Genomic DNA, 22,927 nt, shown 5'->3' on the forward strand with positions numbered 1-22,927 from the left:
ATATTTGAACCAATGAAATTACTTATCAAAATTATAACACTTTCACTTATCACATTAACCTTTGCGCTGCCGGTATTCTCTACTGGTCTGCAGGATGATGTCCGGACAATTGAGGTTACGGGCATGGACAATCTGAAATACGATAAGACGCTGATTGAGGCTAGTCCGGGCGAGACCATCCGGCTCGTATTTAAAGTAGTAAGCAATATGCCGCCCCAGGCGATGTCTCATAACATTGCCATCCTTCCAAAAGGCATGGACACGGATGCATTTGCAATTGCATCTATGGGCGCAAGAGATAATGAATATATCGCGCCTGACTATGAGGATCAGCTGATCGCCTACACCGAAATGATAGGCGGCGGAGAGACATCAACCGTTGAATTTACAGTTCCGGAAGAAACAGGTGACTACGATTATATATGCACATTTCCCGGACATTATCAAGGGGGAATGGTTGGTATTCTCCGCGTAAAGTAGAATACACAATTGACCTTTACCTGAATGCAGGTGATGCTGTGTTCCGGATTAAAACACCGATTCGAAAAACTATGATTTGGGTTGCACCAGCCGGGGGTTTTAATTTCACGCAGGCGCGAAACCAGTTGTGCGTGGACAAACTATAAGACATGTACTTACTAAGATTAACAGTCGATTTAAGCCAGAAAAGCACTTTTAAAATCTGTCATCGGTAGCCGCTAATCTTGCCCCAAAAAAGGGCAATACCATTTGAAAAGTGACAGTATTAGGTTTCCTATGCAAGAGTACTATGTATTTCGTGAATGGAGATGTGTGTGGCGAACCGGGTAATTATTAATCTCAAAAGTACGTACTCAGATACCGAGGAATACACGGATTAGATCTTTCGTTCCCCTTCGACGGATCCATTTATTTTGCGGAATCACTCGCCTCGGGGTGCCACTGTTATCTGCGCTACCTAACCCCACACTGCGCGCCGGCGCCAGCGGCATCCCTTTGGGACAAAACCACGGCGCTTGTCACGTAGTGATCCTTCGGGTATGGGGCTACTGAGCTGCCGTCCCTGCCGGGACTTATTGTTTTGTTACGCGCAGGCGCCCACGCATAACCGGATGTACATTGGCAGGGGATAATTCACGTGCATATTAAAATAAAACATCGATTTTAGCCTAAAACAGTGCTTTTTAAAAACTGTCATTGGTAGCCCCTAATGTTGCCCAAAAACCGGGCAACACCATTTTGTAGTTATAAGTATTAAATCTTCCTTCGGGGGGAGTAATTTGCCAGCTGGTGAAAAGGGGGAGGGGCGTCAAATGAGCCAGACGAGTTATTTAGATCTGTGATTGGTAATAAGAGATCGGAGCGAAAGCGGTGAGTTCTTTTTTTATAGGCGCATTAATCCGAACGAAACGATACATATATAGTGATATCTGCTCTTTATCGGCACGATTAATGAAATGTCGATATCCAAGAGGCATTAAGGACCAAGGTTGTCTTGACCGCATCCTGAAATTTCATACACTTTCCGGGTGCACACGTCCGTTTAAAATGTTATTTTAAGACAAAAGACTCTCTAATTTATATTATTGAATATGCTGTTATCAAAATCATGCGTGTACGGTTTGCGGGCCGCTCTTTACCTGGCAATGAAAGACCGTAACGAATTTACTCCCATAAAAAAGTTAAGTGACAAGCTAGAAATCTCCTTCCACTTTCTAACAAAAATTTTGCAACAGCTTACGGCCGACGGCATGTTGGAATCATTTAAGGGGCCGAATGGTGGCGTAAGACTTACAAAGCCGGGAGACAAAATCGCACTTGTGGACGTAGTTTTAGCTATTGACGGCCCGAAATTATTAACGGAATGTGCTCTTGGCCTTCCGGGGTGCGGCTTGAAGAATCCATGCCCGCTGCACGATCAATGGGCAAAAACCCGAGATAAAATTCGGGATATGCTTCAGCGTACAACCCTGGAAGATTTGGCCGAAAAAGGAAAAGCTGAAAATCTCAGGCTGACTGAAGATGGAGATTTTGAATCGTTATTGAGAGATTAACATAGGGAGGTAATTATGCATTCAGACAGTAAAGATCTGTTTCATCTAATTCAAAAATATAACGTGCCGGGTCCTCGGTATACGTCATATCCAACAGCAGTACAGTTCAGCGAATCGTTTGACAGGCAGCATACCGAAAGTCGGCTTGCTGAGGGCAGGGCATCTGGTAAACCGCTTTCCCTTTATGTCCATATTCCATTCTGCTTTTCACTTTGCTGGTATTGCGGTTGCACAAAAATCATCACTCGAGACAGCAATCGGGGTGACGTTTATCTTGACTATCTCGAAAAGGAGGCGGCATTAATTAAAAAGGCAAATGGTGCAGAGCCAGTTCTTAAACAAATCCATTTTGGGGGCGGAACACCAACTTTTCTGACACCTTTGCAGCTTGAACGACTCAGTGATCTCATACACAAAAATTTCAAAGTGCATCCGGATGCAGAGTTTAGTGTGGAAATCGATCCGCGTCGCTGTACTGATGAGCATATCATTGCCCTTTCCAAAATGAGTGTCAACCGGGCCTCGCTTGGCGTTCAGGATACAAATGACGAAGTGCAGCAGGCCATTCATCGAATACAGCCGTTTGAACAGACAAAAAAAGTAACGAATCTTCTTCGGGAGCGGGGCATACCGGATATAAATTTTGACTTGATTTACGGGCTGCCATGTCAATCCATTGCTACCTTTAAGCAAACAATTGATGATGTTGTAGCGCTGGCACCTAATCGTCTGGCAATCTACAGCTACGCTCATATGCCTGGGATCATGCCGGCTCAAAAACTCTTGAATGAGTCAGAGTTTCCATCACCCGATGAAAAACTGACTATGTTAATGACCGCCATCGAGCGTCTGTCCGATTACGGCTATCGGTATATCGGCATGGATCATTTTGCTTTAGAAAATGATGAGCTCAGCCAGGCACTCGATGAAGGAACTCTTCATCGAAATTTCCAGGGATACAGCACACATGCCGAACTTGAGATGATTGCATTGGGTATGTCAGGAATTTCAATGGGGGATAGCTTGTACGTGCAGAACAACAAAGACATTGGCGAATATTATGATGCACTTGATGAAGGCCACTTACCCATTAAAAAAGTTCTTGAACTGACCAGTGAAGATCGGCTGAGACGGGATGTTATTATGAGAATTATGTGTCGGGGAGAAATCCGGTATAATGATTTTTATGCAGATTCAGCCGTGGAGTTCAAAGATAAATTCAGAAGCGAGATTGAAAATTTAGACGCGCTTGAAGCTGATGGTTTATTGGTTAAGCATCAGGAGGGCTTTAATGTGACAGAGGCCGGCCGCCTGTTTTTGAGAAACGTTGCCATGGTATTTGATGGTTATATTACCAGGAAATCTGATCGTCCGTTGTACTCAAAAACGGTGTGATGCGTTATAGGCTTTAGAATATACCTGGTATCAGGATAAATTCTTGATCAGGTGAAATATAAACCGGATCATCATGAGGAATCTTCATTTCATACTACTGTCTCTCGTACTCACGTTTCAAACCGCTGCTGAGAATAGCGTGGCCCAATCAACTGATGAATCAATTCAAAGCATAGAGAACCAGCTTGAAAAGGCCGATGAGCTGCATATGTCAGGTGAGGAGCAGCAAAGCCTTGATTTGTACAAACAGGTTTTGAAGGATGACCCCGATAATGTAACTGCGCTTTGGAATGCCTCGGTTCTGCACGCTAAAATCGGCTATCGGAAAGAGGGTGATGATGAGATGAGACCTCATTTTGAAACGGCAGTAGATCTGGCTCAACGGGCCGTTGAAAATCATCCCGATAACGGATATGCATATTATGCGATGGCTGTGGCAACCGGCCGAATGACAGAAGTAATGGGACCGGCCGACAGGGTAAGGGCATCGCGAAAAGTGAAAGAAAACATAGAAAAAGCGGCTGAGCGAATTCCCGATTTTGCCCCGGTTTGGCACCTGTATGGCGTATGGCACTCAGATGTAGCCAATATGAGCGCTGCGGTTAAAGCAGCTGCCGGACTGTTTACGGGAGGTATTCCAGATGCCAGCAATGAAAAAGCCGAAGAGTACCTGAAAAAAGCAATTTCGATGGACGAAGATAACATTCTGTTTCACCTTGACCTTGCAAAACATTATATGAAAGTAGACCGTCCGGAGGAAGCCATTCCCGTTCTTAGAGAAATAATGAATATGGAGTCTCAAATGAAAGATGATCCGGCGTATATTAATGAGGCGAAGGAGATGCTGGATGAGATTGATGGCTGAACAGTTCGGTTTTGAGAGTTCGAGACATTATAATTCATATTGAGTATTATAAATACTGTCATACAGATACCAGTTATTTGACATCACTGGTGGCTAACTCGCTTTGTTTATTTTAAGCGAACGCTTTATGTAAAACGATAACAATACACTCTTAATAATATCATATGTATGCTTGACAAAGACACGCTGCTACTTACCACATTGGTTTTTTTGATGATGACCTGTATTACAACCACCGAGAATGTGGAAGGTCAGGATTTAGAAGGGGTATCCCGGGAGTTGGTTTGGAGCGACGAGTTCGATTATAAGGGATTACCGGATTCGACCAAGTGGGGATATGATGTTGGGTATATTGCAAATAACGAAAAACAGTACTACACGGAATCCCGGCTTGAAAATGCAAGGGTTGAAGACGGAAGACTGGTTATAACAGCAATAAAAGAAGACTGGGAAGGATTCGATTATACGTCAGCCAGGCTGGTAACAAGAGGTAAAGAAACCTGGACGTACGGGCGGTTCGAAGCGCGTGCGAAAGTTCCGACCGGCAGGGGGACATGGGCCGCGATATGGACGTTAGGAGCTAATATCAGCGAAGTAGGATGGCCGGAATCGGGTGAGATCGACATAATGGAATATGTGGGATATGATCCTGACAAAGTTCATGGATATGTACATACCGAAGCGTATAATCACACAATAGGGACGGACAAAGGTAGTTCTTATACTTTAGAACGCCCTTGGGAAGAGTTCCACGTTTATGCAGTGGAGTGGTACGATGATAGAATTGATTTCTTTGTGGATGACGTAAAATATTTCACATTTGAAAAAGAGTCATCAGACAATGACGTCTGGCCATTTGATAAACCCCATTATCTAATACTCAATCTGGCAATTGGCGGTAATTGGGGCGGCACCGAAGGTATCGATAACACCCTCTTTCCACACCGGTTTGAAGTTGACTATGTGCGGGTCTATCAAAGAAAATAAAGCCGGCATGCGTTTACTATTAACATGAGTTCGATTCTTAAATAAGGACATCAAAAGTCCCCCTTTCCCGATAATAGATGCCTGTGGCGAAAAAAGGGGGATACTTCCCAAGGGATCCAGTTGGGGAAATCTCTCCGCTGGCGGTAGACTTGGTAACGAATAAATGAAATTGATTATTAATAGAAATCAAGTTATTAATGATATGAATTTGTAAATGAGATGCCGGATTTTCTGAATCCGGTGAAGCAAACCCCGATTAAGGATCGTTTCTTAATAGAGCCTCCTGATATGAATGAAGACTACCTCTTAAAAGTATTTCCACAACTCACGTCATCGTTAATTACGGAAATTGTTAAGAATTCCATAGTAAAAGAGGTTCCGGCAGGCACCGAAATATTGAGGGAAGGAAAGTATGTATCGGAGGTGCCTCTTGTAGTTGATGGCGCAATTAAAGTCTACAAGAGGTACGAAGAGAGAGATCTGCTTCTCTATTACATCAAGCCGAATGAGAGCTGCATTATGTCTTTCGCTGCAGGATTAAAAAACGAACCAAGCAGCGTTTACGCTCAAACCGTAGAAGATACCAGGGCGCTGTTAATTCCCATTAAGAAGATTATTGCCTGGATAAAAGAGTATCCGGAATTGAACTCACTCTTTTTCCAGCAGTATGACCTCAGGTATGGAGAGTTGCTAGAGACCATTCAGGATGTAATGTTCAACAGGATGGATAAGCGTCTTTATGATTACCTGAAAGAGAAGTCTGAACTGCTTAATAACAATCTATTAAAGATGTCGCACCGTCAAATTGCCGGTGATCTCGGCACTGCAAGAGAGGTGGTAAGCCGGGTGATGAAGAAGCTGGAGAATGAGGGAAAAGTGGAGCAGCAGAGAAAAGGGATAAAAATTCTTTAGTTGTGACTTTGGTCACTGAATTGGAAGAACTGGAACTGTAGTTTAGTAAAAGAAACATTGAGTAAGCTGACTGTGGCCACGAAAATAGCTTCATTTACCGGCACCAGAAGCTCTCAGAGCAAATTTTAATGACTAAACGGGCAGAACAATGAAAAAGAACATGGGAACAGCAGATCGTTCAATCAGAACTATCCTCGCAATCGTATTCGCAGTTTTATACGCAACTAATGTAATCTCAGGAACACTGGGCATTGTGCTTCTTGTACTGGCAGGTGTATTTCTTGCCACCAGTTTTATCAGCTTTTGTCCACTTTATGCGCCTTTTGGTCTACGAACCTGCAAGGTTGAAAAGGGGTAGCGAAAATCTGTTGGCTGGTGAGATGGTTGCCTTTTTACGATAATATAAAAGGTGATCGAGTCAGTTTCAGAACGGGTTACTCTTTAGGATCTCCTATATGATCGATTGAATGAATCTTAAGGAGCGTAATGGCATTTGTTTGGATTTGTAGACAACAGGACGATTAATCAATATTGAGTTGTTTATGCACGATCCAAACATCAACTACAAAAAACATCCCGAAAAATACCGGATTGGGCCGGGTGAGAAAGGTGTACTCACCGTGGAGCCTTGTAAGTCGGAGATTCTGCCTCACTGGACATTTAAAACTCCGGATGATGCCGAAGAGTCTTCAGAGAAAATCTACGATATGTTTATCGACTACCTCAGGGAGGATGATTTCGTGGGCGCTGATATGGCGCGAAAGTTTCTGCGAATGGGGATGACCCGGGCCAGGCGATATGCCAGGCACGCCAGCGGCCGCAAGTATGATGACGAAGGAAACGAGAGGCCGGAAAACCCCGATCCGGAAAAGCAGAAGTCATCGGACATATTTCAGGAGAAGTGGAAAGAGGCTAGGGAGAACGAGAAATACCTACGGCTGAAGGAAGAGCACAGGAATAACTATTACTGAACCCTGGGTTTGGGCTGCAGGTTGATGAAATACGCAAAGAGCGCTACCCGATAAATCTGTTCCTGAATTCATCTTTATACACCTTTCCCAGTGGAATATCGTGGCCGTTAATGTGAATCATATTTCCTTCCACATAGTCAATTTGACGCAGCGCTATCAGGTAGGATTTGTGAACCCGGAGAAAATCTGATGGAGTGAGCTCATCTGAAAATGACTTTAGTGTCTGATTAAAGGTATGGCGTTTCTCACGTGTGTGAAGCGTGATATAGTCACCCTGGCTTTCGGCAAACAGAATATCCTTTTCATTGATGCGGTACGTTTTTCCATCAGCTTTGATCACCACGTAAGCGTCATCGTTCCCTGAAGGTTCAGGTACCTTGTTCACCGCTTTCAAAAAGCGCTCAAACGAAAATGGCTTCAGCAGGTAGTCAACAACATCCAGTTCATAGCTTTCGAGCGCATACTCGGAATATGCTGTTGTAAGAATCACTTTTGGTGGAGCGGGCAGGCTTTTCAAAAAGCTGATCCCTGAGAGCTTGGGCATGTTGATATCCAGAAAGATTAGGTCGACCGACTGCTCTTTTAAAATCGATAGTGCGGCTACAGCGCTTTCGCACTCACCTGTTAGAGTGAGCTGTGGGGTATCGCTGATATAGGTTCTGAGAATATCGCGCGCTACAGGTTCATCATCTATAATCAAACAGGTCATCATTTAAAGCTCCATTGTGAGTGTAAGATGGTATTCATTGTTCTCGCTACCGTATTCAAGGGAATAGTTACCGGGGAGGCTGAGCTCCAGCCGGCGCCTTGCGTTTTCAAGGCCAAGCGATGATTTTTGATCTGGTGTAAATGCCTTTTCTGCAACACTGTTCCTGGTATTTAGCGTTAGCCTGTTACCGGTTGTTTTGATGGAAATATGAATAAAATCTGTCTCTTCCGAAACAGACCCGTGTTTGAAACAGTTTTCGATGAATGTAATAAGAAGCAGCGGAGGCAGCATGAGATCCCGGGTTTCTGTGTCAATGCTAAACCTTATCTTTTCGGGATTGTTTACCCGCACCTTTTGGAGATGTATGAATTTCTCTACGTACTCCAATTCCCGCTTAAGGGGAACCTGTTCTTCATCTGTATGATCTACCACATAGCGCAGCAAGTCAGAAAGCTCGAGGACGAGTTTTGGCGCTTTGGCTGATTTCTTGAGTGTTTCACCGTAAATCGTGTTCAGGCTGTTGAATAAGAAGTGTGGATTAATGCGGGCACGGAGTGCCTGGAGTTCTGCTACCGTCTTCTCCTCTTTAAGCTGAGCCAGCTGCGCGATGGATTCCTGCTGTTTGAACCATCCCGATGCAAGGTGCAAAAGCAGGCTGAGGCTGACGTAAACGAGCCCGATTCCCCCTATTTCATGCCATTCATAGACGGTGATAAAGTAATAATCAGGAAAGAGCAGGGGAGCGAGACCGTCGAATGTTAGCGGGTAAATCTGAACGATAAAAATAACGGCCATTAGAAAGGCAAAGGCGTACGAAACGCGATTTCCCTTCTCCAGGAAATGCTTCAGTGCTATTTGATTCCATACTACACCAACCAAAAGCGGAAGATGAAACAGAGCTGTATAAATGATGTCGATACTTCTTATCTCGTCCGTTCGGGTAAAGAGTCTGAGTAAAACGATAAAAGAAACTACCCAGAACAGTCCATTCTGAGTGATGCTCAGGAGTGTGCTCTTCTCAAATTTCATTCACTACCTTTTTTAGCTCTATGGCATCTTCAAAGGCCCTTTCGTCAGATTTGTATTTCAACACAAACTGCTGAAGCTCGGGTGTATCTGCAGTGATTAGAATACTGACATCGTCATCAAAAGGACCACCTTCAAGACCACCTTCAACACGTTCATGTTTGATACGGACCCTGTTATCTATAATCTGCTCTTTGATCCACTGGTCCTTGAAGAATTCTATGGCAAGTTCATCTTTTTCAAGGGAGACTTTTGAAAACGAGTGGACGGGAAGCAGGTGGGCCGATTCGAAGGCGTTTTTATTGGCACCCATATTTAGCAGTGATAAATCCAGGAAATAATCTCCTTCAAAATCACCCACGTAGCCGATAAACAGGGTGGAATCTGCTGACGTGTCCTGCAGGTCTTCAAGAATGACCAGATAGATATTTTCGTCATCAAAGATAGTGGATCCACCACCGGCTTCGAGGCCGATTGATCCCGTAAAACTTGAGCCCTGAACTGCAACCTGGGGGAGTGAAACCGGGTTGTTTATGAACGTCCATCGCTGATCGTCAGACTGCCAGGTGTTATGAAGGCCATCAAGAACAATAGCGGTATCTGTTGTGACCAGCGGATTCACAGACTTCAAAAAACATCCGGTGAGCGCAAGTAGTGTAAGTGATAGCAGAATGACTCGTTTCATAAGAGTGGAATTAGTTTGGGTTCAAGCCTAAGAAACAGAGTAGCCGAATGGTAAGAAAAAATATTCGATAAACGGGGCGTTTTTCTCGTTGAACGCTTATAAATGAGCTCAAATTGAGTCTTAACGACTGCTATTCAGGGCAGAATAGATCAAGAAGCTCAGTAATTATAAACTACTCGATTGACATAGTGAGGCTATACAGATCTGGAATAAGCCTCTGCAATCCAGTTTTAAGCTCCGTGTGTCAACGTTACTCACATCCGCCAGTCTCACCCGGTGCGTGCACACGGTTTTCTAATGGCCCGGAACCTTCAAGTCGATCTTTTGAGGGTATATCCTTGAGTTTAAAACCACGATCGATTCGTGATTTTGAGGCCGGTTTTATCAGGATAAACGGATGTTCAGAAATTGCACTGACAATGGTTTTTCTGGAAGTGATCGTCACATCGTCATCCCGGCTTTTAGCGTACGATATGAGTTAGTCATAAATGGGTAAATAGTGTCGTGTCAGTGATGAAATGTGGTATAGCCCCGAACGCTTTCGGGGTGAGTTTTTCGAAAAATCGAGTAATGACGGATTAATAGAGTATTCAAGGATGACTTATCCGATGACAAACTACCATCTACCATCTACCATCTGCCATCTACTATCTGCCATCTACTATCTGCTATCTCTCATCTCCTAGCCTCGAATAATTTTCTCTATCTCCTTGATCTCCTTCGGAACGTCCGTCATGTTTTCGAAGCCGTCTTCCGTGACAATGATGTTATCTTCAATCCGGACACCGCCAAATTCAAAATAAGATTCCAGTTTATCTGCATTCAGGAACTTTGATTTCTCATCGTCGTCTATTGCTTTTTTCAGCAGGGCAGGAATAAAGTATAGGCCGGGTTCGACGGTGACAACCATGCCCGCCTGAAGTTCACGCCGTGCTCTCAGGAACCGAATTCCAGGGCGGTCGATACGATCTACGCCTTTCGGATAGCCGCCAACATCGTGTGTATCCAATCCAATAAAATGACCCAGTCCATGCGGGAAGAAGAGTGCGAAAATATCGTTTTCCAGTAGCTCTTCGATGGAGCCTTTTACCAGTCCCATTCGCTTGAGTCCCTCAAGGATAATTTCGGCGGCAGACATATGCAGGTCTTCCATTTTTATGCCAGGTTTCACCATCTTAATCACGCTGTTCAAAGCGTTTAAGACAGTTTGGTATACGGCGGCCTGCTCATCCGTAAATCGACCGTTGGCAGGATAGGTTCGGGTGACATCCGAGGCATACCCTTCATATTCGTATCCTGCATCAATCAGGTACAGCTCACCATTATTTACCCTGCTGCTGCATTCCGTGTAGTGTAAAATGGCGCTGTTTATGCCCGCCGCATGAATCCCGTTATATGCTGGAAAGAGCAGTCCGCGCTGTATTTGGTGGTAGTCAAAAATGGCTTTCAGCTCATACTCATACATTCCCGGTTTGATGGCTTCCATCACTTTGCGATGGGCGATATTATTGATGCGGGCTGCTTCACGCATTAAATTGAGTTCATCCTCTGTCTTAACGGATCGGCAGAAGGTGATAGCGTCATTCAAAGATTCAGTATCCACGTTGAAACTGCGATCGAGATCTTCCAAGAATTCCGCCTGCTCCTCATTAAGGCAGTAGATCACATTTGGATTGAGATTCTTCAGAACAGTTAAAAGTTCATTGTCGTAATGCAGCTCATCAGGCTCATAGAGTGTTTGAATATCATTTTTTGATTTAATGCGTCCGTGCCACACTCCGTAATGTTCATCGCGCTTGGGCGCAAACAGGTAGTAGGTTTCCGTTCTCAGATCCAGGATCAAATGATAATCGGGCTCATCAATCCCCGTGAGGTACAAAAAATTGCTCTCCTGCCGGAACGGGAACTCAAAATCGGTTTGATAGCGATACATGAGCTCGGCACCCTTCATGTAGATAATATTTTCCTGTTCTTCTTCGAATAATGAGAGTAGTTTTTTTCGCTGGAGTTCTGCAGCCATAAGTGTGGGTCTGTTTAAAAGATTTACTTTAATTTAGCAGATGAATAGATCAATCAAAAAGGTTAATCAGGTGATTTACCAATTTTTTGATGTTTGATCGCGATGGAGCTGTCATAAGAGAACGAGCAACCTCAGGAAATTGAATAACTGATCTTCCGCCGGGAGTAAGGCGTATTGCTTCCGGGCTCGCGGTGCTAAATATCTTGGCAAGAGGAACCCAAAGTACTCCTCTGTTTTGTCCGTCCTGATTCAGCACAGCTGACAATACTGTTTGGTTTGATGAATCAGCGATCAATGAAAGCGCCAGGCTGTCGCCGGTATCGCTCTTGTAAATGCGGTAAAAGTGATCGAGGGAAAAGGTCGAAATGTCCTCAGGGAGATTCAGATACGTGATGTCTGCTGGCTCTGGCGGGGCAAAAACGGAGTTAAGAAACTTGCCGGCGCTTTCTGTAATGGGTTCGGTAAGTGAAGTGTCGACAAATCCACGCTTGATCCAATAATCAGTAGGATTTACCGGCTCAGTTTCCTGCGGTTTCAAATCAAATGGATGGTTTTGAAGCGGTGAGATTTTTTGGCCATCACACTGGTACCAGAAATCATCGGTTCCGTTGGTGATCATCAGAAAATCAGCCTGCAGCGTTCGGTTGTAACGGGCAGTCTGCTCAGCTGTTTTTGCATTTAGCTTGATGCGGCCCGACTTACATTCAATGAGTACATAAGGTGCCATGTCCCGATCGTAGATAACAAGATCGGCCCTCAGTGTATTTTCGGCCGATTCAGTCTTTACAGGCGCTTCAAAACCAATTCGGTTAGGGCTAACAGTGGTTTGATGGAGGAGGAATTCAACGTACTGCAGGCGAACCCGCTCTTCGGGCCGGTTGGCAAATCTCTTTTTGAGTATGGGGTTATAAAGCCATTTGCGGGCGTCTGAAAACCTCACCTGGGGAAAATGTCCGGTGGCTTGTGATCTCATGTTCAATCAATAAAAAAGGGGATCCAGTTGTATTGAATCCCCTCATAGTTAGACTAATTTAGCAGAAAAGCAGTTTAATTATTTCTTTTTACCCTTCTTTTTCTTGCCGCCCTTGCCTTTACCCTTAGTCTCAACAGCGGGTGTTTCAGTCTGTTTCTTAATCAGCACCTGCTGTGCCGCTGAAAGCACGTTATACACGAGGTAGTAAAGGCTCAGGCCTGCTGCAAAGTTGTTAAATACGAACAGCAGGATAAACGGCAGAACATACGTAAAAGCTTTCATGTTAGGGCCGCCACTTGGAGACGCACCGCCGCCCATGCCGCCAACACTTCCTGTTAATTTAGTCTGTACAAACATTGCGGCCGTCATCAGAAGGACAAAACCAGCAACCTGGTCACCCAGGAACGGGATACTAAATGGCAGGCTTAGAATATAATCGGGTGCTGCAAGGTCGCTTGCCCATAGAAAAGGTTCCTGCCTGATGATCATCGAGTTCTGGAAAAAGAAGAACAGCGTAATCAAAATCGGGAACTGGAGCAGCATGGGCAGACAGCCGCCAAGCGGATTTACGCCTGCTTTTTTATAAAGCGCTATCGTCTCTTTTTGCTGTTTTTGCGGATCATCTTTGTATTTCTCCTTCAATTCCTGCATTTGTGGCTGCAGATCCTTCATCGCAGCCATGCTTTTAAAACTCTTCTGAGTGAGAGGGAAAAGCACTACTTTAATAATAATCCCAAACAGAATAATCAATATCCCATAGTTAGGGATGAGCATGCTGCCAAATGTGAAGAATGGAATAATCAGGTAGCGGACCAGAGGGTCGGCAAACCATCGGATAAGTGCATAGCCGATTTCAACTACATCGTAGGCGTGTTCGTCGAAGTTTTTAGTGTATTGATACCGCAGCGGGCCCACATAAAATTCATATTCCAGAACATTATCCGCCACAATATTTGATGTTACAAATGACTGGTAGTGATGTAGAGCACCCGACTCGCCCACAGTTCCTGTAACTTCACCCCGAAGCAGGGCCGCATTAGAGTTTGTAAGCGGTTTAATAAATTGCGCAAAGAATCGTGTTTTGGTAGACACCCAGTCGATGGTTCCGCTGTATATCTGTTCCTGGGACCCGGCATCGGTTAGCTGAAGTTTTTCCAGCTCGCCGCCTGTATAGACATGAGCAGCAGAATTCAGCTGATCTTGTGCCGTGTCTCTCTCGGAAATATTAAGAGAAGGGACCCACCCAAAATCTACATTACTATCGCTGATGTAATCGAGCATGTTCTGAAACTCAATGTCGAGCTCATACTCGTAACGATCACCATAAAAAGTGTAGGTATAGATAATTCTGGAATCATCATCCAACTGCAGCTGATAGCGGAGCTGTTCGCTTTCACCTTCGGCTATTTCAATAAGGCTACTCGAATAGAGCGGCTCAAAAAGAATGTTATTTGATTCAATATTGTAATTCTCAGCCGATAGAAACCCAAGGCTGTAAGCAGAACGGGTTGTATCGCGGATCATCTGCATGGGCTGCTGATCCCAACGTTCGTAATCTCTGAGTGTGAATTTGGATGGTCCTGCACCGAGGTTTGTAAATTCGGCCTCGTAAATAGGCGTGCGAACTAAGGTGCGGGTAGTATCTCCGTATGATGCGTTTTCAAATGCTCCAAGAGCAGGGTCCTGGTCTTGCTGACCGAGGGTACGGGATGGTGTTTGAGTATCCTGAGATTGTTGCCCGGCTGAAGGCTCCGTGGGGTCACCGACGCCTCTCTCCCTTGCTTCTGCTGCAGCTATACTGTCTTGAATAGCCTGTTGTGCACGTTGCTGTTGTAGCTCTTCTTCACTTGGCATCGAGTAAAACGCCCAGGCTATTGTAATAGCAAAAATCAATAATAGCCCGGTAATGGTATTTCTGTCCAAAATCTATTCTGTATCTTTCGGTGTTCGTGTTGATGTGGTCCCGGAATTAGCCGTCAAACTGTCAGTGATAGATTGCAGCAGGGAAATCATTTGAGATTCAATCGTTGCGTAGGAAAGATTGTTCGAGATAGCAATAAAAACAGCATGAAACCCAAAGGTATTCGTCAGAACAGTTTTGGGAAGCAAGTGTTGATTGAGCCTGAAAGCCTCCCGAATCCACCGTTTTACCCGGTTGCGGTCAACAGCCCTGCGGAACAGCTTTTTGGGAGCAATAAACCCGAACATACAGCCCTCCTGCGGGTTTTCGTAAACGCGGAACCGGCATAACAGGGGAGATCTTTTAAGAACGGTCGAACGCTCGAACAGTCGCTGGAAGTTACGTTTGCCCCGCAAAATTTTTGAGCGGGGCAACGATTGATCGGGGTTAGATCCGATCACTGATCTATTTTGCTCCTTTGTGCGAATCACTAACTGTAAGCTTGTGGCGGCCTTTTGCTCGTCGTCGCTTAAGCACATTGCGGCCGTTTTTGGATTTCATACGCTTACGGAATCCGTGTTTGTTTGATCTCTTTCGTTTACTTGGCTGGTACGTACGTTTCATAACCTGAACTTATAATAATTCAAAAATCTAATTTTTTGATAGACTTGAAAAATACGAAGAATTAACTAAAAGTCTAACCAAGTTTTTATTGTTTTTCTGCACATGTCACTCAATCTAACAGCCTTTCTGTCGTTAGATGATCGTAAAAACGTATATCGGTACAATTATTGCTCTAAAAGATTGCTGCATGCTGTTGAACAGGCAGTGTTGAAGCCTTACATTTATAAAATTAATATTAATCGCAGTATTCCCTTCATGTTAGACCAAATATCAAAATTTCTTACATCCATTTTCGGTACAAAAAGCGAACGCGATCTGAAGAAGATCTGGCCGATCGTTGATGAAGTCAAGAGTTTCGAAGATGAGATGAAAGCTCTCAGCGATGATGAGCTCAAGCAAAAAACAGAATCTTTCCGACAAATGATCGCCGATGAAACGGCGGACGTTGATCAGAGCATCGCCGAGGTGAAAGAGAAGATGGATTCCAACGACGAGTCTATTACACTCGAAGAGCGGCGTGAGCTTTCTGATCACCTGAAAGAACTTGAAGAAGAGTGGCTCGTAATCCTTGAAGATCTTTTCGACCGGATTATGCCCGAAGCGTTTGCCGTGCTGAAAGATACCTGCCGCCGCTTTGTGGGTAAATCGTGGACGGTAGCCGGCAGCGAAATTGAATGGGAAATGATTCCATACGATGTTCAGCTTGTGGGCGCTATTGCGATGCACCAGGGCTCTATCGCTGAAATGAAAACCGGTGAAGGTAAAACGCTCGCCGCCATTTTCCCCGCATACCTGAACGCACTGGCCGGTCGCGGCGTGCATATTGTAACAGTAAACACCTACCTTGCACGGCGAGATGCTGAATGGAACGAGCCGATCTTCAACTTTCACGGCCTTACCGTTGACTGTGTTGACCGTTACGACCCAAATTCTGAACCCCGCCGGAAAGCCTATCGCGCCGACATCACATATGGAACCAATAACGAATTTGGGTTCGATTACCTTCGGGATAACATGGTGGCCGAAGAAGAACAGCTTGTGCAGCGTGGCTACCACTTTGCTATTATTGATGAGGTTGACTCAATTCTGATTGATGAAGCCCGTACGCCACTCATTATTTCGGGGCCAGTGCCACAGGGCAATGACTCTCAAAAATATGAAGAGATGAAACCCCGGGTTGAAGCTCTTGTGAATGCTCAGAAATCGCTGGTCGCTCAGCTTGTAAGCGAAGCCGAGCAGCACCTGGCTGAGGATAATACTGAAGATGCGGGACTTGCTCTGTTCCGCGCCTACCGTGGGTTTCCCAAGAATCCGAAGTTTAAAAAAATGATGCAGGAGCCATCGCATCAGAAGCTTTTACAAAAAACAGAGAACATATACCTGGCAGATAATGCCAAGAATATGCCGTTTGTAGATGAGTATCTATTCTATGCGGTAGATATGAAAATGAAGAATATTGAAATGACCGAGAAGGGCCGGGAATTTCTGACCAAAGGAGATGAAGACAAAGATTTCTTCGTGATACCTGATCTTGGCCTTGAGACCTCGGAAATTGAAGAAGAGATTAAAGATCTTGAAAAAGAGAAAGTTTCTGAGATTGAAGAGAAAACCGACTTCAGCGACGAGTATAAAGAGAAGAAAATTGAGGAAGCCCGCCAGGAGGTTCAGCAGGAACGTGAAAAACGTTTCAATGATCTTCACCGGCTGTTTGCAGAGCGGAGTGAGCGAATTCACACCATCAATCAGCTTCTGAAAGCATACACGCTTTTCCAGCGCGAGGACGAGTATATCGTTCAGGATGGGAAAGTAAATATTGTGGATGAACACACCGGGCGTGTGCTTAGCGGACGCCGATATTCTGATGGACTTCACCAGGCAATTGAAGCAAAGGAGAACGTAAAAGTTGAGGCGGCTACTCAGACCTACGCAACAATTACGCTTCAGAACTTTTTCAGGATGTACCATAAGCTGTCCGGCATGACCGGTACAGCCGCAACGGAAGAGGGTGAGTTTAATGAGATTTATGATCTGGATGTTGTAGTTATTCCGACAAACAGGCCGATTATTCGCGATGATAAAGATGACCTGATCTTCAAAACGAAGCGTGAGAAATTCAACGCCACCATCGAACGTATCAGGGAGTATCACGAAAAAGGTCAGCCGGTACTTGTGGGTACCACCAGTGTTGATGAATCCGAGAAAATAAGCCGGATGCTTAAGAGCCAGAAAATTCCGCACAATGTTCTTAACGCAAAGCAGCATGCGCGTGAAAGTGAAATTGTAGCAGAAGCCGGCCGTCCGGGAGCGGTTACAGTTGCAACAAACATGGCGGGTCGCGGTACAGATATTAAGCTGGCGCCCGAAGTAAAAGAAAAAGGCGGGTTGGCCATTCTTGGTACTGAACGACACGAATCACGCCGGATTGACCTTCAGCTTCGCGGACGTGCAGGTCGTCAGGGAGATCCAGGAGAATCACAATTCTTCGTATCACTCGAAGATGAGTTGATGGAGTTGTTCGGCGGATCTGACCGGATTGCCAACATTATGGATAAACTGAATTTTGATGAAGGAGAAGTCATTCAGCACCCCTGGATCTCCAAATCTCTTGAGCGTGCCCAGAAGAAAGTTGAACAGAATAACTTTAGCATCAGAAAGCGTCAGCTTGAGTTTGATGATGTTCTGAATAACCAGCGAAAGGTGGTTTACTCACGCCGTCGTCACGCGCTTATTGGCGATCAGCTGCAGAGTGATATCTTTGATATGATCGAAGACATGATCGTAGATGTGGTACACGAATATTATTTCGAAGGCCACTATGAGCAGCTACGCGATGATATTCTGAGATTGCTTGCAGTAGATATTGAGCTGGATCGCGACAAATGGGGCGCGCTGGGCGAAGACGGTATGATCGATATGATTCTGAACCGGGCGTATGAGGTGTATCGTAAGAAAGAGCACCTGGTAGCTGAACCGCTTTACAGAATTGTTAACCAAATCCAGGAATCGGATTCGGAGAAGAAACCAACGAAGATTCAGGTTATTTTTTCTGATGGTATCCGGCGAATGCGGGTTATCGTTGATGTTGAAAAAGCAGCCAAAAACGAAGGACGAGAAGTTGCACGTTCTCTCGAAAGAACCGCAATTTTAAGCACCATCGATAATAAATGGATGGAGCACCTGCGTGAACTTGATACGGTGAAAGAGGGAATTGGCCTGCGGTCGTTCGCTCAGAAAGATCCGCTGATGGAGTATAAGCGCGAGGCGTTTGAGATGTTCAAAACATTGATATCGGAAATCAATAAAGAAACTATCTCCGTAATTTGGAAAGCTATTCCCGAAATGCAGCAAGATCGGGCAGAGCAGATGCAACAAGCCCAGAAGTCGCAAAGTAAAATTGATCTCGAGCGCGCTCGTGCACAGCAGGCGGACTCAACCAATATGGGATTCCGCGGCGCGAAACAGCAACAGGATCAAAATGGCAACCAGCAACAGCGCGGATCAGCTCCGGGTGAAAAACGCCAGCCTGTCACAGTGGAAGATGAGCCCGGGCGTAATGATTACGTGAAAGTTCAGAACATGGGTACGGGGGAAACAAAAGAGCTGAAGTGGAAATACGCCGAGAAGATGGTCAACGAGGATGGCTGGATCCTGGTAGAAAAATAATCAACGGATCTGCTAATAGGTTCAAAATAGATCCGTTTCACTAAACAATTCTCAAAGCAGCAATGGATTACGATTCCGTTGCTGCTTTTTTTGTTTTAAACTCTATGGTCAAAGATATAATCAGGTAGAGAACAACGAGGGGCACAAATCCATAAAGCACCCACTGCACGAATGAGGCGAGGTAAGAGCTTGTGATTGAGTTAAGATAAAGATAGAAAAGATACAGTATGTAGCTGCTGAAAAGGATTCCGCCTTCGATTCGATTGATTTGCAGGCCGGTAAAAAATAGTGGAAAACAGAGCACAGATACAGCTAACAAAACAAGATATTCAACCTCAAGAAGTGTATCCTGAACCGGAATACCGGAGATAAACAAGCCGGAAATACCGATGACAGATAGGATATTCAATATGTTGCTGCCAACAATGCTCCCGACGGCAAGGTCTTTTTCTCCGCGAACGGCAGCAAGAATAGAGGTGACAATTTCCGGCAGAGATGTTCCAATGGCCACGATTGTCAGGCCAATGACCAGTTCGCTTACACCGGCAATCACTGCAAATATCGTTGCAGATTCCACCATCCATCGGGCGCCGGCAATCAGCAATACTAATCCGGCTACAGAGAGCAGGCCGTTTTTCCAGGGTGAGCCGGCCTCAAGGAGTTCATCTTCCGCCAGGCGGGACTTTCCGCTGAATCTTACAAGGGCGTAGAGATAGACCAACAGGCAGGCTACGAGAAGGGCACTTTCCCAAAATGTAATAATGTTGTTCAGGGAGAGAAGAATGAGAATGAGCGTTGCGCTTATCATCACCGGGAGATCAAACCGGATTAAGTTTTTATGAACCTGGAGTGGAATAATGATCGAGGCAAGCCCGAGAATCAAAAGTGTATTTGTTAAATTGCTGCCGATCACGTTTCCCATGAGGATGTCCGGCTGATTCATGATGCCGGCTTCAATTCCAACAGCAAGCTCCGGAGCGCTGGTACCAAAGGCTACAACGGTAAGGCCAATCACCAGTTTTGAAACGCCAAGCGATGCCGCCAGTTTTGACGAAGACCGGACTAAAATTTCTGCTCCCCAGATAAGGGCAATCAGGCCAATAATGAACCAGAGTGTTGGTATTAACACGGCGAAATTGTAAGGTTACTTTTGGTTAATGGACGAGGTCTGACTTTTTGCAATCATGAAGATAGGCATGTTAAATGCCAATGTCTTATTTGCGATCAAAGTCTATTATGGGTAGCTGTGGCAACACATAAATGTGAGGTGTAAAAAAAATGGTTCTACCGGAAAGTTTTTGGCCACATACTAATACCCGATGTACAGCTTTTCATACAGTATCATCAAGATACACTGGATTAATCAACACGTAAAACCAATAATATGTGTCATTCGATAGGACAAATTGTATTGCGTTTACAGATTCTTCATAAACCGGAAAATCACCGATTTATTCAGAATGACAATGATTCTGTTGGGGAATAGGGCGGCGTGACGACAAGGCAATATTGAAAGAACTACTATGCTCACGCCGCCCACGTTCCAACCAATGAGCGTGTCATCCTGATCAAGCCATTGTAGTTAATGGCGCAGGGAAGGATCTGTAGAAGCAATCGTCCTATAAATTGGAATAATTTGAACATGGGCTAAGCGACTGTTCACAAATTTTGTCATTAACCCACAAACTTTGCTGTAGAATCAAAAAAATATATGTGTAACACCGGGAATCAGTCTATCAATCTACATAAATGCCGCCCTGACAAAATAAAAAGCAAGAACCAGGCTGACGGCCACCTTGATCACGGTTCCCACAAAAAAGCCAATAAACGACCCGATAGCTGCTCTGAGAGCCCGGTCGGACGTCTGTCCCCATGCCAGTTCACCAATAAAGGCGCCAACCATGGGGCCGAATATGATACCAAACGGCGGAAAGATAAATAGGCCGATGACACCGCCAATAATGCAGCCCCATACGCCATACCGGCTGCCGCCCATGCGGTTTGACCCCACAGCCGGAAGAAAATTTTCAAGCGACATCACAATCACAACGATGATTGCCCAGTAGACAAGAAACATTGTTGTGAAAGGCGTCGGGCTTGTAAACTGAAGAAGAAGCAAGCCGGCATAGCTAATCGGTGGTCCGGGCAGAACCGGTAAAAAAGCTCCGATGATACCGGTTAGCATAAGCCCAGAGCCGATAATAATTATAAGGATGTCCATGGGTGAAGGTTTTTTGTATCAAGTTTGAAAGACTACCTGAATTTAAATCTGGCATTCGGTTAGAATCAGAAACAGAAGATGATACGACATCGCAATCATAAAGTTTATGTACTACTGAAGTTCTTTTAGCTCATGCTCTACCTGCCCAATCAGAGAGTGATCGGTTAAGATATCCACGGCTTTGCTGATGTCATTTTTGAAATAGTGGTCCTCAGTGGCGTGGGGAATGGTGTTGCGAACATATGTGTGCGCGATATCAACGCCTTTTCCGGGTTTCAGGGGCTTTCTGAAATCGAGTGCCTGTGACGCGGTAAATAGTTCAATAGCCAGAACCTGCTCAACATTTTTGTAAATCTGATAGAGATGAAGCGCGCTGATACTCCCCATGCTCACATGATCTTCCTGTCCCATACTTGTTGGGATTGAATCCACGGATGAGGGATGAGCCAGTACTTTGTTTTCCGACACAAGGGCTGCCGATGTGTATTGAGGAATCATAAAACCGGAATTAATGCCTGTTTTCTCCATCAATAGCTTTGGCAGGCCGTCGTGTCCTTCCAGCAGCAGGTAGGTACGCCGTTCAGAGATGCTTGCAAGTTCGGCAAGAGCAATTTTTGAGTAGTCAAGAACCAAGGCCAAAGGCTGACCGTGAAAATTACCGCCACTTAAAATATCCCCGTTTTCAAAGACAAGTGGATTGTCGGTTACTGAATTAATTTCGGTTTCTACTGTTTGGATGGCGTGGGCAATGGCATCACGGCTAGCGCCATGCACCTGTGGAATGCAGCGAAGTGAATATGGGTCCTGTACCTTGCCGCAGTGCCGGTGAGACTCCAGGATTTCACTTTCAACCAAAAGCGTCCTGATATTTTCGGAGGATACTTTCTGCCCATCATGGGGCCGTAGTTTGTGAATGCGCTCATCAAACGGCGTGATACTACCTTGTAACGCTTCCAGGCTCATAGCACCAATCAAGTCGGCCATTTTTAGCAGATGGAGTGATTTTTCAAGCACATAAGCGCCATAGGCGCTCATTAGCTGTGTTCCGTTAATAAGTGACAGTCCGTCTTTTGCCTGCAAGTCGATTGGCTGAAGGTTGTGTTTTTCAAGGCACGCTTTTGCAGGCATAGTTTTGTTGCCGTGTTCATCCCAAAAATCACCCAGGCCAAGGAGTGGAAGTGCCATATGGGCGAGCGGAGCGAGATCACCGGAAGCTCCCACGCTGCCCTTTTGAGGTATTACGGGAATCATGTCGTGATCGAGGAAGAAGAGCAATCGCTGAAAGGTCGTTTCAGATATGCCGGAGTTGCCAATACCCAACGAGTGGACTTTCAGCTGCATCATCAGGCGGGATATCTCTTTGGGAATAGGGTCGCCTGTACCAACTGAGTGCGACAAAATGAGGTTTCTCTGAAGTTGTTTTAAAGCATCGGGCCCAATTTTTTGGCGTGCCATAGCGCCAAACCCCGTATTTATTCCATAGGCAGTACGCCCATCATTAAGCGCTTGTTCTACGACAGCTCGCGCATTACGAACGGCAGAATTGTTCTGCTTTAGCCCGGATATACTCTCATTTAAGTCTGTATACAGATCTTTAATGCCAATGGAAGTCATGGTGTGTCTCTTGTGTTTGGTTGTGCAGGATTAAAAACACTTTAGATTTTAGTAACGGCCCATCTGGGATGAAGTTAAAGATTGCCAAATAATTCACGCTAAAAAATATTAATAAAATAGAAAGAACTAATTTATTGAATTGACCTTGTATGTATTATGGATTTTACTTTAAAACTCTAAGATGTATTATATGCTTCTGAATAATTTCAGCAATGATCTGTCTTTTTTTTATTGATGGAAGTCCTGATACCGAAGCAAGGGTAATTCAGGAAAGGCAGTCTCGAGGAATAAAAAGGTTAGATGGAACTAATTCAACAGATCACGGTAAG

20 protein-coding genes are annotated in these 22,927 nt (G+C 44.9%); 9 read left to right on the forward strand and 11 right to left on the reverse strand.

What is annotated here, in order from left to right; all coding sequences use genetic code 11:
- Positions 1-12: 12 nt before the first annotated feature.
- The 8 genes from AABW11_RS11275 to AABW11_RS11310 all read left to right on the forward strand — a co-directional run bounded on the left by AABW11_RS11275 (position 13) and on the right by AABW11_RS11310 (position 7,163).
- Positions 13-480 carry a plastocyanin/azurin family copper-binding protein gene (locus AABW11_RS11275; RefSeq protein ID WP_340105197.1) on the forward strand — a complete coding sequence of 156 codons (468 nt, stop codon included), beginning with the start codon at positions 13-15 and terminating at the stop codon, positions 478-480.
- A gap of 1,091 nt (positions 481-1,571) precedes the next feature.
- Positions 1,572-2,033: an RrF2 family transcriptional regulator gene (locus AABW11_RS11280; protein WP_340105198.1), complete on the forward strand. Its 462-nt coding sequence runs from the start codon at positions 1,572-1,574 to the stop codon at positions 2,031-2,033.
- Positions 2,034-2,048: 15 nt separating this feature from the next.
- The gene (gene hemN / locus AABW11_RS11285) at positions 2,049-3,428 is read left to right on the forward strand and encodes an oxygen-independent coproporphyrinogen III oxidase (protein ID WP_340105199.1); all 1,380 of its coding nucleotides are present in this window, start codon (positions 2,049-2,051) and stop codon (positions 3,426-3,428) included.
- A gap of 73 nt (positions 3,429-3,501) precedes the next feature.
- Positions 3,502-4,293: a tetratricopeptide repeat protein gene (locus AABW11_RS11290; protein WP_340105200.1), complete on the forward strand. Its 792-nt coding sequence runs from the start codon at positions 3,502-3,504 to the stop codon at positions 4,291-4,293.
- A 216-nt stretch (positions 4,294-4,509) separates the two neighbouring features.
- On the forward strand, positions 4,510-5,280 hold the full coding sequence (locus AABW11_RS11295; protein ID WP_445263765.1) for a glycoside hydrolase family 16 protein: 771 nt from the start codon (positions 4,510-4,512) through the stop codon (positions 5,278-5,280).
- 288 nt (positions 5,281-5,568) lie between these two features.
- Positions 5,569-6,192 carry a Crp/Fnr family transcriptional regulator gene (locus tag AABW11_RS11300; RefSeq protein ID WP_340105202.1) on the forward strand — a complete coding sequence of 208 codons (624 nt, stop codon included), beginning with the start codon at positions 5,569-5,571 and terminating at the stop codon, positions 6,190-6,192.
- Positions 6,193-6,340: 148 nt separating this feature from the next.
- A complete protein-coding gene (locus tag AABW11_RS11305; protein ID WP_445263760.1) occupies positions 6,341-6,550 on the forward strand; it encodes a YgaP family membrane protein in 210 nt (69 codons plus the stop codon).
- Positions 6,551-6,734: 184 nt separating this feature from the next.
- On the forward strand, positions 6,735-7,163 hold the full coding sequence (locus AABW11_RS11310; protein ID WP_340105203.1) for a DUF4385 domain-containing protein: 429 nt from the start codon (positions 6,735-6,737) through the stop codon (positions 7,161-7,163).
- A 43-nt stretch (positions 7,164-7,206) separates the two neighbouring features.
- On the opposite strand, the gene AABW11_RS11315 is transcribed toward AABW11_RS11310, so the two are convergent.
- The 8 genes from AABW11_RS11315 to rpmH all read right to left on the reverse strand — a co-directional run bounded on the left by AABW11_RS11315 (position 7,207) and on the right by rpmH (position 15,100).
- Positions 7,207-7,875 (reverse strand): LytR/AlgR family response regulator transcription factor, encoded by a 669-nt coding sequence (locus AABW11_RS11315; RefSeq protein WP_340105204.1) that lies wholly within the window; start codon positions 7,873-7,875, stop codon positions 7,207-7,209.
- Complete coding sequence (locus AABW11_RS11320) at positions 7,876-8,901, reverse strand: sensor histidine kinase (RefSeq protein ID WP_340105205.1); 1,026 nt, start codon at positions 8,899-8,901, stop codon at positions 7,876-7,878. It lies immediately after the preceding gene.
- Positions 8,891-9,583, reverse strand: coding sequence for a hypothetical protein (locus AABW11_RS11325; RefSeq protein WP_340105206.1), 693 nt, complete (start codon positions 9,581-9,583; stop codon positions 8,891-8,893). Before AABW11_RS11325 ends, AABW11_RS11320 begins: the two co-directional genes overlap by 11 nt.
- A 682-nt stretch (positions 9,584-10,265) precedes the next feature.
- Positions 10,266-11,603 carry an aminopeptidase P family protein gene (locus tag AABW11_RS11330; RefSeq protein WP_340105207.1) on the reverse strand — a complete coding sequence of 446 codons (1,338 nt, stop codon included), beginning with the start codon at positions 11,601-11,603 and terminating at the stop codon, positions 10,266-10,268.
- A 49-nt stretch (positions 11,604-11,652) separates the two neighbouring features.
- Positions 11,653-12,576 carry a type I restriction enzyme HsdR N-terminal domain-containing protein gene (locus tag AABW11_RS11335; protein ID WP_340105208.1) on the reverse strand — a complete coding sequence of 308 codons (924 nt, stop codon included), beginning with the start codon at positions 12,574-12,576 and terminating at the stop codon, positions 11,653-11,655.
- A gap of 78 nt (positions 12,577-12,654) precedes the next feature.
- Positions 12,655-14,499 carry a membrane protein insertase YidC gene (gene yidC, locus AABW11_RS11340; RefSeq protein WP_340105209.1) on the reverse strand — a complete coding sequence of 615 codons (1,845 nt, stop codon included), beginning with the start codon at positions 14,497-14,499 and terminating at the stop codon, positions 12,655-12,657.
- Between the two features lie 3 nt (positions 14,500-14,502).
- Positions 14,503-15,015, reverse strand: coding sequence for a ribonuclease P protein component (rnpA, locus tag AABW11_RS11345; RefSeq protein ID WP_340105210.1), 513 nt, complete (start codon positions 15,013-15,015; stop codon positions 14,503-14,505).
- Positions 14,942-15,100 carry a 50S ribosomal protein L34 gene (gene rpmH / locus AABW11_RS11350; RefSeq protein WP_340105211.1) on the reverse strand — a complete coding sequence of 53 codons (159 nt, stop codon included), beginning with the start codon at positions 15,098-15,100 and terminating at the stop codon, positions 14,942-14,944. The genes rnpA and rpmH overlap by 74 nt, the downstream gene beginning before the upstream one ends.
- Before the next feature lie 267 nt (positions 15,101-15,367).
- Between rpmH and secA the strand changes: the two genes are divergently transcribed.
- Positions 15,368-18,763 (forward strand): preprotein translocase subunit SecA, encoded by a 3,396-nt coding sequence (gene secA, locus AABW11_RS11355; RefSeq protein ID WP_445263766.1) that lies wholly within the window; start codon positions 15,368-15,370, stop codon positions 18,761-18,763.
- A gap of 67 nt (positions 18,764-18,830) precedes the next feature.
- On the opposite strand, the gene AABW11_RS11360 is transcribed toward secA, so the two are convergent.
- The 3 genes from AABW11_RS11360 to hutH all read right to left on the reverse strand — a co-directional run bounded on the left by AABW11_RS11360 (position 18,831) and on the right by hutH (position 22,598).
- Positions 18,831-19,892 carry a calcium/sodium antiporter gene (locus AABW11_RS11360; protein ID WP_340105213.1) on the reverse strand — a complete coding sequence of 354 codons (1,062 nt, stop codon included), beginning with the start codon at positions 19,890-19,892 and terminating at the stop codon, positions 18,831-18,833.
- Positions 19,893-20,504: 612 nt separating this feature from the next.
- Entirely contained in the window at positions 20,505-20,984 is a 480-nt protein-coding gene (locus tag AABW11_RS11365; protein ID WP_340105214.1) for a DUF456 domain-containing protein, read from the reverse strand.
- A gap of 111 nt (positions 20,985-21,095) precedes the next feature.
- Complete coding sequence (gene hutH, locus AABW11_RS11370; protein ID WP_340105215.1) at positions 21,096-22,598, reverse strand: histidine ammonia-lyase; 1,503 nt, start codon at positions 22,596-22,598, stop codon at positions 21,096-21,098.
- Positions 22,599-22,927: the final 329 nt, after the last annotated feature.

This window comes from Rhodohalobacter sp. 8-1 (genome assembly GCF_038150125.1).
Taxonomy (GTDB): domain Bacteria; phylum Bacteroidota; class Rhodothermia; order Balneolales; family Balneolaceae; genus SW132.